At 55.0% G+C, this 12,717-nt stretch carries 14 protein-coding genes; 1 reads left to right on the top strand and 13 read right to left on the bottom strand.

The features are described 5' to 3' along the window. On the top strand, positions 1 to 251 hold a 251-nt coding region (locus QZ506_RS12340), incomplete at its 5' end, for an IS1 family transposase (protein ID WP_291971408.1). A 2-nt stretch (positions 252 to 253) separates the two neighbouring features. On the opposite strand, the gene QZ506_RS12335 is transcribed toward QZ506_RS12340, so the two are convergent. The 13 genes from QZ506_RS12335 to QZ506_RS12275 all read right to left on the bottom strand — a co-directional run bounded on the left by QZ506_RS12335 (position 254) and on the right by QZ506_RS12275 (position 12,716). Then, positions 254 to 1,156 (bottom strand): ABC transporter transmembrane domain-containing protein, encoded by a 903-nt coding sequence (locus QZ506_RS12335; protein WP_291971406.1) that lies wholly within the window; start codon positions 1,154 to 1,156, stop codon positions 254 to 256. Beyond that, positions 1,119 to 1,922, bottom strand: a complete 804-nt coding sequence (locus QZ506_RS12330; RefSeq protein WP_291971404.1) for an ATP-binding cassette domain-containing protein — start codon at positions 1,920 to 1,922, stop codon at positions 1,119 to 1,121. Before QZ506_RS12330 ends, QZ506_RS12335 begins: the two co-directional genes overlap by 38 nt. A 9-nt stretch (positions 1,923 to 1,931) precedes the next feature. Beyond that, on the bottom strand, positions 1,932 to 2,432 hold the full coding sequence (locus QZ506_RS12325) for an ATP-binding cassette domain-containing protein (RefSeq protein WP_291971402.1): 501 nt from the start codon (positions 2,430 to 2,432) through the stop codon (positions 1,932 to 1,934). A 37-nt stretch (positions 2,433 to 2,469) separates the two neighbouring features. Further along, positions 2,470 to 2,682 carry a hypothetical protein gene (locus QZ506_RS12320; RefSeq protein ID WP_291971400.1) on the bottom strand — a complete coding sequence of 71 codons (213 nt, stop codon included), beginning with the start codon at positions 2,680 to 2,682 and terminating at the stop codon, positions 2,470 to 2,472. Between the two features lie 64 nt (positions 2,683 to 2,746). Beyond that, positions 2,747 to 3,133 carry a hypothetical protein gene (locus tag QZ506_RS12315; RefSeq protein WP_291971398.1) on the bottom strand — a complete coding sequence of 129 codons (387 nt, stop codon included), beginning with the start codon at positions 3,131 to 3,133 and terminating at the stop codon, positions 2,747 to 2,749. Next, positions 3,130 to 3,477 carry an ABC transporter permease subunit gene (locus QZ506_RS12310; RefSeq protein ID WP_291971396.1) on the bottom strand — a complete coding sequence of 116 codons (348 nt, stop codon included), beginning with the start codon at positions 3,475 to 3,477 and terminating at the stop codon, positions 3,130 to 3,132. The genes QZ506_RS12315 and QZ506_RS12310 overlap by 4 nt, the downstream gene beginning before the upstream one ends. Positions 3,478 to 3,506: 29 nt before the next feature. Beyond that, positions 3,507 to 4,082, bottom strand: coding sequence for an ABC transporter permease (locus tag QZ506_RS12305; protein WP_291971393.1), 576 nt, complete (start codon positions 4,080 to 4,082; stop codon positions 3,507 to 3,509). Continuing rightward, complete coding sequence (locus QZ506_RS12300) at positions 4,072 to 5,478, bottom strand: ABC transporter substrate-binding protein (RefSeq protein WP_291971391.1); 1,407 nt, start codon at positions 5,476 to 5,478, stop codon at positions 4,072 to 4,074. Before QZ506_RS12300 ends, QZ506_RS12305 begins: the two co-directional genes overlap by 11 nt. A gap of 183 nt (positions 5,479 to 5,661) precedes the next feature. After that, positions 5,662 to 7,890 (bottom strand): TonB-dependent receptor, encoded by a 2,229-nt coding sequence (locus tag QZ506_RS12295; RefSeq protein WP_291971389.1) that lies wholly within the window; start codon positions 7,888 to 7,890, stop codon positions 5,662 to 5,664. A gap of 127 nt (positions 7,891 to 8,017) precedes the next feature. Next, the gene (locus tag QZ506_RS12290) at positions 8,018 to 8,971 is read right to left on the bottom strand and encodes an AraC family transcriptional regulator (protein WP_291971387.1); all 954 of its coding nucleotides are present in this window, start codon (positions 8,969 to 8,971) and stop codon (positions 8,018 to 8,020) included. A 34-nt stretch (positions 8,972 to 9,005) separates the two neighbouring features. Beyond that, positions 9,006 to 10,349, bottom strand: a complete 1,344-nt coding sequence (locus QZ506_RS12285; RefSeq protein WP_291971410.1) for a salicylate synthase — start codon at positions 10,347 to 10,349, stop codon at positions 9,006 to 9,008. Next, positions 10,349 to 12,019, bottom strand: coding sequence for a (2,3-dihydroxybenzoyl)adenylate synthase (locus QZ506_RS12280; protein ID WP_291971385.1), 1,671 nt, complete (start codon positions 12,017 to 12,019; stop codon positions 10,349 to 10,351). Before QZ506_RS12280 ends, QZ506_RS12285 begins: the two co-directional genes overlap by 1 nt. After that, entirely contained in the window at positions 12,012 to 12,716 is a 705-nt protein-coding gene (locus QZ506_RS12275; protein WP_291971383.1) for a class I SAM-dependent methyltransferase, read from the bottom strand. The genes QZ506_RS12280 and QZ506_RS12275 overlap by 8 nt, the downstream gene beginning before the upstream one ends. Between the last annotated feature and the right edge of the window lies 1 nt (position 12,717).

Genomic DNA, 12,717 nt, shown 5'->3' with positions numbered 1-12,717 from the left:
TGGCAAAAGTTTCCATCAGCGTTACCGTCGTCAGTCATGCAAACACGGATGGCTACAGGGCTTACAACGACGAACTTCCAAAAGTAAAACACATTGTTAGCAAGCTGTATACACAGCGTGTTGAGCGTGCACATCTGACACTGCTTAACCGATTGCAACGGCTCAATCGCAAGACGCTCGGATATTCAAAATCATCCGAAATGCACGATAGGATCATCGGTACTTACATCGAACGCGAGTACTACGTTTGATGCTACATCAACTCATTGAATATACGACCCAGTTCTGTCATCTCGAGCATCCCTTGGTGCATAAACACAATGCCGCCGACCAACATCAACATCAATAAGGTAATCGGCGCGATGATCACGGCAGACAAACACTCTGGTGTGATCAATGGCAGTGCCCAATCTAGGAAAAAACGCTGAAAATCCGATGTAGCCTGACAGTAAGCCTGATGTGCTTTACCACTGAGGCCAAAGGTCTTTACCACGGTGATGCCCTGCACGTACTCCACCACCGATTGGTTCACCTGTGCCAGCGCCGTACCGTATTCCGACATTTTGTGTTGACACCCTTTCTGCACCTGCCTGTAGAACACCATAAACAGCAACAGCGGTACCAGGGCAACCAGCATCATGCGCCAGTCGACCCACAGCAGATAGCCGTAGACAAACAGCAACGTAGCGCTCGCATTGGTGATATTAAGCAAGGCGTGCGCCACCAGATGATGAATCTCCGTGACATCATCCTGAAGCCCTTGTTTAATCCGCCCGCTGCTCTGTGCAGTAAACCAGCAGAGCGGTGCCTGAGACAGACGTTGCGCTAATTGGCGACGTAGCGACAAATCCAAATGATTATCGGCCATATGGGTAATCAGTTCCGCCAGACCGCGCAGGGCCAAACCGGAAGCCAGACAGACGCAGGCCAGCATAATTACGTGCCAGGCCTCCTGATGCCGCGTCAACGACGCACTCATCAGCACCTTAATTAATTCACATAATTCAACCAGCGGGACCAATACCAACCCCGCCGAGAACATTTGCAGCAGAGCGGCAAGCGCAATCCACCTCCGAATAGGCGCTAACAGTGACGTTGGTTTGATACTCTCGAGCGAATCAGTAGGTGACGATAGAGGGATTATCGGCTCCGTCATTAACGGGCTCTCCTTGTTGCTGGGGTAATGAAGGGGTGATACCCGAGGCTGGGCTAAGCAGTGACACCCGATGGCACAGCGCACGTACACTTTCCACCTGATGCGTGATCAGCAACAGCGCCATATGATGTTCATGGAAAAGTCTTTGTAAAAGCACAAGAATTTTTCTGGCGGTGAGCGCATCCAACGCCGAAGTGACTTCGTCACAAATCAAGACGGCGGGTTTAGCTGCCAGCGCCACCGCCTGCTGTTGACAACGTTGACGCTGTCTAACTGCCGTCGCCGACGGTTCCCCTGCCAAGCGCAGCGTTCCTTGTCGCGGTGCAAGAAGGCCTATCACGGTTTTAGCCAGCGTGCTTTTCCCCACACCGGACACCCCGTGTAATGCCATCATTTCTCCGGCATAAAGCTGCAAAGACACCGGCGGCAGCGGGTTTCCAGAGCACGGGAAAGCCAGCAGCAGGCGATCGAGTTCAAGCACCGGGGCCGCGCGTGTTGCGACCTGCATCGCGATCGGTGCAATATCCGGTGCCTGCCACTGCTTTAACAAGGGAACATCATCCTGCGCAAGTAGGCTGGTCATGCGGCCATATGCCTGCTGCTGCCCTTGCTGTAACACCAGGATATGGGTTGCAAGATCGCGCACACTGGTCGCGTCATGGCTGATTAGCAGCAACGCACCTCGATACTGTCGCTGCCAGCGCCTGAGCAACGCCATCATGTTGTAGCGCTGTGCGTCATCGATACCGGCGAAAGGTTCATCCAACAGGAGTAATCATGGCCGCTTGAGCAGCACGAGAATTGACGCTACGCGCCGCCGTTGACCACCAGACAGTTGATGTGGATAACGATGCAGGAAGGTGTCATCCGCAGGTAATCCCATTGCATGCAACAAAGTGACAGCATCACTTAATGCTTCAGGCGTTTTTGGCACAAACCCCAGTAACAGTTGCTCAACCCGCTGCGTTGGCACCAGTTCCTGTGCCGGATCCTGCCCCAGCCAGGCGCACTGCTGCGCACGCAACAGTCGTAAACGCTCAACATCGGCATCATGCACTGCGCAACCGCAACAGAAGATCTCCCCCGCCACCCTACGTATTCCCGGAGCAAGCTCTCCGAGCAGCGCACGCAGCAGGGAACTTTTTCCCGCCCCGCTGCACCCGACAACGGCCAAGACTTCATCGGCATAAAGAGAGAAAGAGATGCCAGCCAGCACCGGGTTACCTGCTGCGTCATCAACACCTAATTTCGCTACCTGCAACACCGGCGACGTCATCTGTGCCCCCGGCAGTCAACGGCTCGATTGATCAACATCATAACGCAGGCGATGCTGACGGCTGGCAAGAGAACAAGGCACAGGGACCGAGCGCCATCCCTTCCAGGCTCTCGCGGACCATACTGGCCCAGTCATTCCCCTGCCAGACGGCATTGATCCCAAGAAAGCTGGCCGAGGAAAACAGATAAAACGCTCCCGCAAGCCGCGTTGCCCCATCTCCCAACATACCCCCGGCAGCACGGGCCACCATAACGTAATCACTGTCCAGCATAGGGTAAGCCAACGCGCGAATAAAACGTGCAGTAAAAGGCGCGTTAAGCAGTATGATGGCGAATAACAGCGTTAGGGGTGAGGGTCAGAGTGCGTAATAGGTCATCATCACGATCAATAACGGCGGCAACATCAGGATACTGTCTAACAGTGCCGTCAATGAATATCCGCGATCGGGCGACATCAACAGCATCAACCCCATGACAAGCCCTTGCAATGGACGCAGCCACTGTTGCCATCAATGAAAACAGCAGCATAGCAACACCGCAGTGCAAAGCACTGCTTAGCACATCGCGCCCCAGCGCATCGGTTCCACACCAAAACAGCGCATCCGGCTCTTGCCACGGCAATCCTACGCTACGCCCCGGATCATAAGGTGCTAAAAACGGCGCGAACAGAACGCACAACATTACCAACAACACCGTTTTCATGCCGTTCTATGCCGCGCTATCAAGGTGGAAAGGATATCCGCCATCAGCAAGCACACAGCAGTATTCAGCGCCAGCAGCATCACAATCGCCTGAAGTAATGCGCCGTCTCGGGCATTAAACGCATCAACCCACATGCTGCCCAGTCCGGGGTAGCCAAACAGACGCTCAACCACGATCGCCCCGCCAAACAGATAAGGGAGGGTGACAACCACAATCGGGATAAGTGAAGACGCCGTGTTCGGCAATAAATAGTCGCGCAACAGTGCACCCTTCGTCACACCGTTTAATCGGGCACTGATGAACCACAGTGCCTGAACCTGCTGCAACAGCGTGACGCGCACCATCCGCAGCAGGTAACACCCGGCAACCAGCCCTAAGTCAATGCGGGCAGCACCAGATTATGCACCTGCTCGGCGATACTGGAGGTATCTGCCAGCAGAGATACCGCAGGCAATACCACCAACCACACGGAAAAGATCAGAATGAACAGCGTGGCAATCACAAATTTAGGGATACTCAGCCCAGCCAAGGCCAGCGTAGATAACCATCGATAGGGCCATGCCCTGTGACAGAGCGCCGCGACAATCCCACCGGTGAAGCCCAGCAACAACATGACAACGGCTGCACAGGCTGCCAGCGTCGCGCTGCGTTTCATGGCGGGCAGCATCACGTCGGTAACGGGTCTCTGGCTCATCAACGAACGGTCCCATTCATCGCTTAACGAGCCCTTGAACCAGCTCAGATAGCGCTCCATTACCGGTTTATACAGACCGTATTGATGACGCCAGCAGGCCAGCGATGACGGAGTTGCACGCTCGCCCAGCGCCCTGTTAACCGCGTCACCGGGTGCGGTTGCCACCGCGTAAAACGTCAGTATGCTTACCAGCCACAGCGAAAACAGCGTGGTCAACACCCGCAGCAGGCAGAATCGCTTCAGATTAACGACCATTTGCCCGCGAGCATTTTATCCAGTCAGCATCAGCAAACAGCGGTACACCCTGACTTAATTCCACACCCTGCAAGTCAGCAACCGCCGCTGACAATTGATCCCGGTACCCCCACACCAAGTAGGGCCCATCATGCATGACTTGCCTTTGCAATTGTTGCAACAGCGGTTGCTGCAACGACGGTTCGGGCGTGGCGCGCAGGCGGGCTACTCGCTCTGCCATCGTGGAGGGATACCAACCTCCATAGTTATACGGATTATTGTCACCGAACAGCACGGGTAGCGCTGCGACAAAGGGGCGATTGAGCGCAAACATCGCCATTAACGGTGTTTGATGGAGTCTCCGAATATCACTGAGATAGTCTGCCGGATTAAGCCGCACCAGCGTCAACGTAACGCCAATCTCCGCCAACTGCTGGCGCAGCAGCTCGGCTGCGTTGTTAAGCCCTGGAGTCAAATCGGCCGTCACCAGAGTCAATGTGGTAATGCCTTTTTGCGCAAATACCTGACGAGCCGCCTCGACATCGTGTTTAATCGGCCAGGCTAACGTATTCCCGCCGTGCAAACCTTGACCAAACAGATCGTTACCCGGATAACCATACCCTTCCAGCACCACATCCACTAACTGTTGGCGATTCACCAGTGCCTTCAGTGCATGACGCACTTCGACATCGTTAAAGGGAGGAATACGCGTGTTCATGGAAAAATAGAAGGCACTGGCACCGACGATACCGCTGCGTAGCACACGATATTTGTGCTGCCCGTTCAACATGCGCGCACTGCTCACGGGGATATCAAACGCATAATCGGCGGCACCGCTCAACAACGCATTGACACGCGCCGCCGCATCGTCCAAGGGACGAATGACGATGCGCTCAAAGTACACGGCTGGCTGCCAAGCATACGGATTACGCGTGAGTTCGGCACCGTTGATACCGTCAAAAAGACTCACCTGCCAGGGACCGCTGCACACCGGGAAGTAGCCGGCCTGCGGACTGGCTTTCCACACCATGCTGGCTGCAGCCAGCACCGCGGGTACCAGATCGGCGCGCGGATGTCGCAGTTGTAATTTCAGCGTCAATGCCCCCGTTGCGGCACTCTGCGTAAAATCAACGTCCTGAAAAAAACTGCCAAAACCGATGGACTGCGACAACTGCTGCAGGCTGGTCAACACGTCGGTTGCCGATAAGCGACTGCCGTCAGAGAAATAAACATCGGAGCGCAAGCGTATCGTCCAGCGTGTGGCATCCTCATTCGGTTCGATGGCCGTAGCCAACTGGTACTCCAGCCGCCCATTGCGCCACCGAACCAGCACATCACACACGTTTCCCATCACCGCCCACGGAAAGTAGGTTTGTGCCTGACCATACTCCAGCGTCTCATTTTGACTGCCGAGCATGACCACACGTAGCGTTTTGTCATCACGCGTGGTATCAGCGACGTCACTATGTCTCCAAAAGAACCCAACGGCTGCAACAAGCAGAGCAAGAAGTACAACAACCCGCAGTATTATTCTCTGTTTTCTCATCCGAATCCTGAATCCTGATAATGCCAGCGTACGCTGCACCGTGCGGCACAACAGCTACATGTGTACTTTCATTCCGGCACCGATCACTCGCCCGTGTCCCACAGTGACCACGTTCACGCCGGGCATATAACTTATTCCGGTATACTGGTGCCGCTCATTCGTCAGATTTTGCGCAAACAGGTACACATCCAATGACGGAAACTCTAACCCTGCCCTGAGATTGATCTGGCGATAAGCGGGCAGCGTAAAGTTGTTATTCACATTCGCCTCACGCTGAGCGATAAACTGGTGCTGTACAAGTGCAAACACATTGGCGTCAGGGATCCCAAACTCGGCGGCTGAGTCGTAATATGCTAAGGTCATCGAGGTGGTAACACAGGGAACGGCAGGAACACGATAACCATCACGCGCTCCGGTTTTATCAGCCACGCTGGTGGACACATTACGCAGTTCTGCATGGGTGAATCCGACGCCACCGCCAAACCGCCAGTGCTCTGCCACTTGCCATCCTCCGTCCAACTCCGCGCCATAGCTTGCGGTATCGATAGATTGTGGTGTAAAGACCATCGAATTCTTTTCTTTGGCGAACAGGTGCTCGTTTCGCACCTGGTTGTAAAACAGCGCCAGATTCCATTCACCACGCCCACCAGCGACACGACTCTTGCTTCCCACCTCATAACTCCACGACGAAGACGCCTGATAGGGGGCATCCCGCATGCCGTTGGGGGCATTATTGGTGAAGTTGGGGAACCCTCCACTTTTGGCACCGCGCGCCACGCTGGTATACAGCATGGCATCGCGTGTCAGTTGATAGTGTAGTGCGGCACGTCCGGTCACCATGTCATATTGCAATCTTCCTTGCTGATCGAAGGCGGCAACGTTACCCGGGTGACCATTATTTTGAAAATGCGCGTTATACCCTTTGTTGTCGTGGGTGCAACGTAATCCCAGTGTGCCTTTTAATTTTTCGTTTTCCGTCAGCGCGGTGGTCAGTTCGCCAAACAGCGCGTAGCTGTCCGTTTGATAATGGTTGTTGCGTATTCCATTGATCATTGAACTGGCGTTGCTCGGTGCCAACATAGAGGTCGTGGTGTAGTCGTTCATCAGGCGATAGTCGTCGTGCAGGTAATTCATGCCGCCGACCCACCCCACTCGGGCCTTATCTAGGCTGCTCATCCGCAGTTCCTGATAGAAGCTGCGCTGTTTTTCGTCATAGGTGCTCCAGTCAAGTGCCGGTAAAAATGCTGCGCTAGGCTGGTTAAACCAGGTTCCATAGGTAAGTGCTTCGGAATTGTTAGTCAGGTTGTCGAAATCATAGCGATTGAAGGCGGTAACCGAGGTCACTTGCAGGGTACGCAGTGTGCGATTGGCGGTTAGCGACAGTGCCCCTGTTTCTCGATGTGCCCAGCCTTTGGGGTCCAGCGCAACGATGGGAAAGTTCGGCGTACCTTGCAGCACGAAATTGGACGGTGTCAGGCGATCGCGCCCATAGCTTAGCGCGAGCATTAGTTGGGTGATGTCATCGGGGGTTGCCAGCAACGTAGTGCGCATTGCACCATTCTGCTCCCGCCCCATCCATCCTCCGACTTGATTGCGTACATCACCGCCCTGATCGGCATAGGCAGCAGAAAAACTGCCTTTCAGCGTGCCGTCACGCAGCGGACCAGAAAGCGTCAACTGCCCGATATTCTGGGAACGCCGATCCAGCGCGCCTTCCGTACGCAGCGTGTGCAGGGGATCATCGCTCGTTTGACGCGTAATGATATTGATGGCTCCAGCCTGGGCATTGCGCCCAAACACGGTGCCCTGCGGCCCGCGCAGGACTTCGATACGTTCAACGTCGAGAAAACGTAAATCAGAACCAAACAGAGGCTGCGGTACGCCATCAATGTAGGTGACTACCGAGGTGTCATCGTGCCCGATGGGCTTCGCCAATGTGCCCACACCCCGCATGGAGAGATGCGTGGAGCGCCCATCGCCCAGCGCGCTCATGCCTATGTTCGGCACTTCACGGATCAGCCGGGTAATATCATCGACACGGCGGTCTTCGAGCGTTTGTTTGTCAAACACGCTCAAACTGAGCGGCACACGCTGGGGATCTTCCTTGATTTTGCGGGCAGTCACCCACACAACGCTGTCATCTTCCGACGCCGTAGCGGGTTGCACAGTATCGGCTGGCATTGCTGCCACTGCCCCATACATCATCACCATATACCCGGCGCACACGCACAGCAGGTATACGACTCGCTTGTGACAGGAGTACTTGTTGTTCAGCATGTCCATCCCTCAACGCAGCAAAAAAAACGAAATAATAATTATTTTCGGCGCGAAGAGTGTAGGGTGAGGTCCGATGCCACACCAGCGAACTTAACTATGATAAAAGCCAAAATAGCTGTGACGGTAGCCAGAATCAGGCGTTGAGCGCGTCACGGGGGCAACGACCAAACTTGCGACGGTAAGCGGTAGAGAAATTGCTGGGATGTTGATAGCCAACATAATAAGCAGCCTGTTTCACTGTCCACCCTTCTGATTCCAACCCTTTTCGCGCACGCATTAGGCGCTGCTCCCGCAAGAAAGAGAACACGGATTGCCCCATCACCGCAGTAAATTTGCTTTTGAGCGCACTGATGCTGATCCCGGCTTCACGCGCCAAATCGCACAGGCAGTGATTGTTATCCAACTGGGCGAGCAGTTTGTCGCGGACTTTTAAAATGCGCACCGTATCCCGACAGGGTACGGTGTAAGGCATCAAGGACGGCGTCTGTTCTACGGCGCGTAGACCCTGCGCCAACAGATCCAACACGCAGCTATGAATATGCAAACGTCCAGGCACGCAACTATCGCATAGAGTAAACAGGCTGTCAGCCAACGTCAGGGTGTGATGCGGAACCATAAAACTGTAAATACCTTCATGCGTTAGCAAGCGTTCAATCTGCTGTGCCAACTCACCATCAACAATACGCCGTGGTGCCGCCTGAATAACCAGACTACGGCTATGATGGCCGCGCGGATTGCGGCACCAGAGGCGGAGTGGGCTGCGAGTGGCAATCACTTTGGCCACGCCAAGTTCCATCACCAGCATACGGCCATCATCCAGATAATAATTTGGCGTGTCACCGTCCAGAGTCAACAGAATGGTCAAGCACTGTTTAAGCGTGGCACTGCGATAATCTTCTTCGCGGGTAGTGATGTCGTTAAGGCAAAGATCGATCCCATACGGCAACGTCACGGCCCGCAGCGTACCTTCTAACGCGACCTCATGGGTCGGGCTTTTTTCTGCCTCGACAATTTCACATTCATAGTCCCAATGACGCGCCAAATCGCTTAATTGTTTTAGCGATGAGAGGTGTTGTACTGATGACATGTAACCCTTCCTCCAGTCCCTCGATGTTGCATCCTTACCGCGTTTTTTGCTGGAAGACCAGATAAGGCGCAATACTGTCCAACTTTTCCTGCGTTTCAGTGAATTCACGTATAGGTGACGACTGGGCAATCACCCCGGCCCCAGCCTGTAACCAACGCTGATGGCTATCCTGAAACGCAGAGCGCAGCACCAGTGCCGCTTCAAAATGCTCTTTGCCGTCTAACCAGAGTATGGCACCGGAGTAGAGTTCTCGTGGGGATGATTCAAGTCGGGCAATTGCCGACAGCGCGGCACGTTTCGGCACGCCCGTGGCTGTTATCGCGGGAAACAGAGCATCAAAAGCGTCCCACGCATCCTTCCCGAAGCCCAATTCACCGCTAACGCGCGATCCAAGGTGTTGCACGTTGCCGCGCTGACGTACCGACATTAACTCATTGATAACTACACTCTCCGGCTGGCACAGTCCTTGCATTTCCTCTACCGCCGCTCTGACTGACATGACGTGCTCAACAATCTCTTTGTCGTCGCTTAAGGAATGGTTCAGCAATGCGTTTGGCGGCGCGGCATCCTGATGCTTTACGCAGGTGCCCGCCAGCGTGTCGGTACTCACCTTGTCCTGTTCGACGGACATCACCAACTCAGGACAAAAACCGACAGCTTCCCGCTCTCCCTGCCGCAATAAAAACGTGCGCACTGGCGTATTGGCCTGGCGTCCACGCAGCAGCGTTGCTGCCATATCCACCGATTGTTTCAGAGGCATGGCTCGCGCCAGGATCACCTTGCTGTAGTGAGCATCGTTAATTTCTTCAATCGCCTGGCATACCCGCTGGCAGTAATCGCCATGATCGCAGGCGAGTTCGGCAACGTGCGCCAGTCGGGCATCTCCTCCTCGACGTTTCGCCACGGCAACGGCGCTCAATATCCAATCAGACAACTGCCGACAACGCAGTGCATCCCCCGCTAACACGGTGACGCCGTTATCGCAAAAAATCAGCTCATCACGCGGAACAATCAGGTTCAACACCGGCCAGCGCCCCGGTTTGTATGCGTGTTCCTGCACACAAAGCGCATAGTGAAACCCCGCTTCGCCATAGATGCGCAGATTTTCACCGCCATGTGCCGCTTGAAAGCGACGGGCATACTCCGCAGGCGATCCCTTGACGCGTGTGGTATTGATGCAGTTATCGGTAATGGTGGTCGCCTGCTCGCCAGCGGCATCGACGGTTAACGATGCTCGTTGCCCTAACGCGAGATACCAGCAGGATTGACGCTCGTAGACATAATGGTCTTCCCCTTTCAATTGGTTGAGCAGTTCTGCGATAACTGGCAGCGTTTGAGCCTCAGGCAAAATCAGATGCCGTCTACTGTGATATCCCATCATGGTTGTTCCTTTACCTTTACCTGTTCCCTTACACGACCGAGAATGTGCGCCGTTAGTGCCTGTTTATTGATTTTTCCCATTGGGGTAAGCGGCAATGCTTTTACCACGCTCAACGCGTCGGGCCATCGCGATGTGGGCACGCCCTGTTGTTCCAAAAAAGCACACAAATCCGCCAACAGCAGTGAACGTTTGGCTACTACCACCGCATGCACCGTTTCATCCAAGCCGGCCACAACGGCCACGTCACGCACATCAGGATGCATGCGCAACGCATCCTCTATATCCCCCGCCCCCACGGACTCACCGTGGCGGTTGATAGTTTCCTTGATGCGCCCTTCGACGCAAAGATTGCCATCCGGTAAACGTCGGACCCGATCGCCGCTACGGTAAAACCCCTCAGACGTGAACGACTGCACACCTGAAGGACCAGAGCGGAAATACCCTCGAATCGTATAGGGTCCGCGCACCCATAGCTCACCCGTGTTACCGGGGGAAACGGCAACCCCAGCGGGGTCCACAATGCGAATATCGTCATCCTCACACAACGGCCGTCCCTGCGTGGTAAGGATGGTGTGCGGCGTATCGTCCAGCCTAGTCGCAGTGATCAGCCCTTCCGCCATACCAAACACTTGTTGTAATTGGCATCCGAAACAATTCAGCATCGCTCCAGCCCGAATGGAATCCAGTTTGGCACCGCCCACCTGAATCAGACGCAGCGACCGTAAATCAGGAAGCTCACTGTCCAGTGCTTCCAGCCAGCATTGGCTTAACGACGGCACCAATGCGGTGAGTGTGATACCAAAACGGGCTATTGCTGCGAAAGCATCTTCCGGTGCTGGCGTGGCCGGAACCACCACGCAACCGCCGCGCGACCACACCCCTAACGCGCCGGGACACGCCAATGAAAAATTGTGCGCCATCGGCAAAGCCGCCAAATAGCGATCCCGCTCACTCAACGCGCACAGGTCGGCACAGCGCTGAAAGTTATAACCATAATCGGCGTGGGTGCGCGGGATCAGTTTCGGTATGCCGGTTGTTCCGCCCGACAGCAACAGCAACGCAATGTTGCCCGCCTCATCCCCGGGCGGCGGTACAGCGATCATCGTCTCCTGGCAAAAACAAAAGCGATCCGTTTTGCCACTGAAAAGTGTACGGCACCCGTATTGAGCCAGTTGTGTAGTCAACGCATCGTTTTCGCTCTGGCAAAGACGAGCGCTCCCCAGGTAACGTCGGGCGCCAGCCTGCGCCGACACCTGAAGTACCGTTTTGGTACACAGTGTCGGCACGACCAATACCGGCACAGCACCAATCAGCAATAAAGCAAACAGGGCAACGGCGAAATCAGCGCCATTTGGCAACTGCACCAACACCGTGTCACCGGGAGAGACCCCATGTTGATTGAGCATAGTGGCAAAACGCCTGCCCTGACCAATCAGTTTCCAATAGGGCCAAGCGTGCCCTTCGGCAATCAAGGCAATATGTTCACTGTAGGCTTGTTGCCAACGGATAATATGGGTGGATAGCGTATCCGCTTGCCAGTAGCCCACATCCTGATAGTGCTGGGCAACGTCCGGCGGCCAGGCAAGCGTTGGCGGCAATCGCCGAGCATCGGTATCGTACAAACGGGTATCGGTCAGATAAGCATCCTGCGTATCATTATTATGCATAAAGCACCCCGGCCTGAGCGGTGAGACGTTCTGCGCGCAACCCCGCTTCCTGCGCAAGTTCCGCCAGACTAAATGTGTGCCAGACGCTCTGATTACGAATCACCTGCGCCGGGCATGGCCCGCCGCGTACCGTCCAGCAGGACGTCAGCAGCATAGTATCGTCTGGCCCCGGTTCGCCTTGCAATGATGCGGTGTAATGCCGTTTACCTACCGTTTCACAAGCGAGCGGAAAGGCGGGCAGCACGATCGGTTTTTCCAGAGGCAGTAATTCAACAAAAATCGGCGCGCCAGACGACAGGCGCGGTAATAGTAGCTGCCACAACTGCTGACGCTTTTCCCGGCACAGATGCCCCAATACGCCATAGGCCACCACTGCGCCCAGTTTTTCCGGCAGATGCAGTTGATCCACGGGTTCTGCGACCACGGTCACGCGCTGACGCAACTGCGGATCGTTGATAACACGGTGCATCAACACGGCGCGCATGGCCGGTGCAGGTTCCACTGCCAAAATGTCACACTGTGGCACGCTATCGGCAATGGCTGCAACCGTGCGCCCGGTTCCCGCACCGAGATCCAGGATCGGTTCACCATTTAACGTGGTGGCCGCAAGGCGTTCCCGCAATACGGTATCGCCTTCTGAATGTGCTCTGGCCACCAGATCATAATATTCCGCTACGGGTGAGTAGAAATCGTCCATC

Source organism: Candidatus Symbiopectobacterium sp., from assembly GCF_020054415.1.
Lineage (GTDB): Bacteria > Pseudomonadota > Gammaproteobacteria > Enterobacterales > Enterobacteriaceae > Symbiopectobacterium.
The sequence above is the reverse complement of the archived record's forward strand: the minus strand, read 5'-3'. Positions and strand labels throughout refer to the sequence as shown.

Excerpts from the sequence above, each read along its gene's own strand:
- QZ506_RS12290 (WP_291971387.1), bottom strand. The coding sequence starts at position 8,971 with ATGTCATCAGTACAACACCTCTCATCGCTAAAACAATTAAGCGATTTG.
- QZ506_RS12295 (WP_291971389.1), bottom strand. The coding sequence starts at position 7,890 with ATGGACATGCTGAACAACAAGTACTCCTGTCACAAGCGAGTCGTATAC.
- QZ506_RS12285 (WP_291971410.1), bottom strand. The coding sequence starts at position 10,349 with ATGGGATATCACAGTAGACGGCATCTGATTTTGCCTGAGGCTCAAACG.
- QZ506_RS12305 (WP_291971393.1), bottom strand. The coding sequence starts at position 4,082 with ATGGTCGTTAATCTGAAGCGATTCTGCCTGCTGCGGGTGTTGACCACG.
- QZ506_RS12335 (WP_291971406.1), bottom strand. The coding sequence starts at position 1,156 with ATGACGGAGCCGATAATCCCTCTATCGTCACCTACTGATTCGCTCGAG.
- QZ506_RS12320 (WP_291971400.1), bottom strand. The coding sequence starts at position 2,682 with ATGGTGGCCCGTGCTGCCGGGGGTATGTTGGGAGATGGGGCAACGCGG.
- QZ506_RS12310 (WP_291971396.1), bottom strand. The coding sequence starts at position 3,477 with ATGGTGCGCGTCACGCTGTTGCAGCAGGTTCAGGCACTGTGGTTCATC.
- QZ506_RS12325 (WP_291971402.1), bottom strand. The coding sequence starts at position 2,432 with ATGACGTCGCCGGTGTTGCAGGTAGCGAAATTAGGTGTTGATGACGCA.
- QZ506_RS12275 (WP_291971383.1), bottom strand. The coding sequence starts at position 12,716 with ATGGACGATTTCTACTCACCCGTAGCGGAATATTATGATCTGGTGGCC.
- QZ506_RS12300 (WP_291971391.1), bottom strand. The coding sequence starts at position 5,478 with ATGCTCGGCAGTCAAAATGAGACGCTGGAGTATGGTCAGGCACAAACC.
- QZ506_RS12315 (WP_291971398.1), bottom strand. The coding sequence starts at position 3,133 with ATGAAAACGGTGTTGTTGGTAATGTTGTGCGTTCTGTTCGCGCCGTTT.
- QZ506_RS12280 (WP_291971385.1), bottom strand. The coding sequence starts at position 12,019 with ATGCATAATAATGATACGCAGGATGCTTATCTGACCGATACCCGTTTG.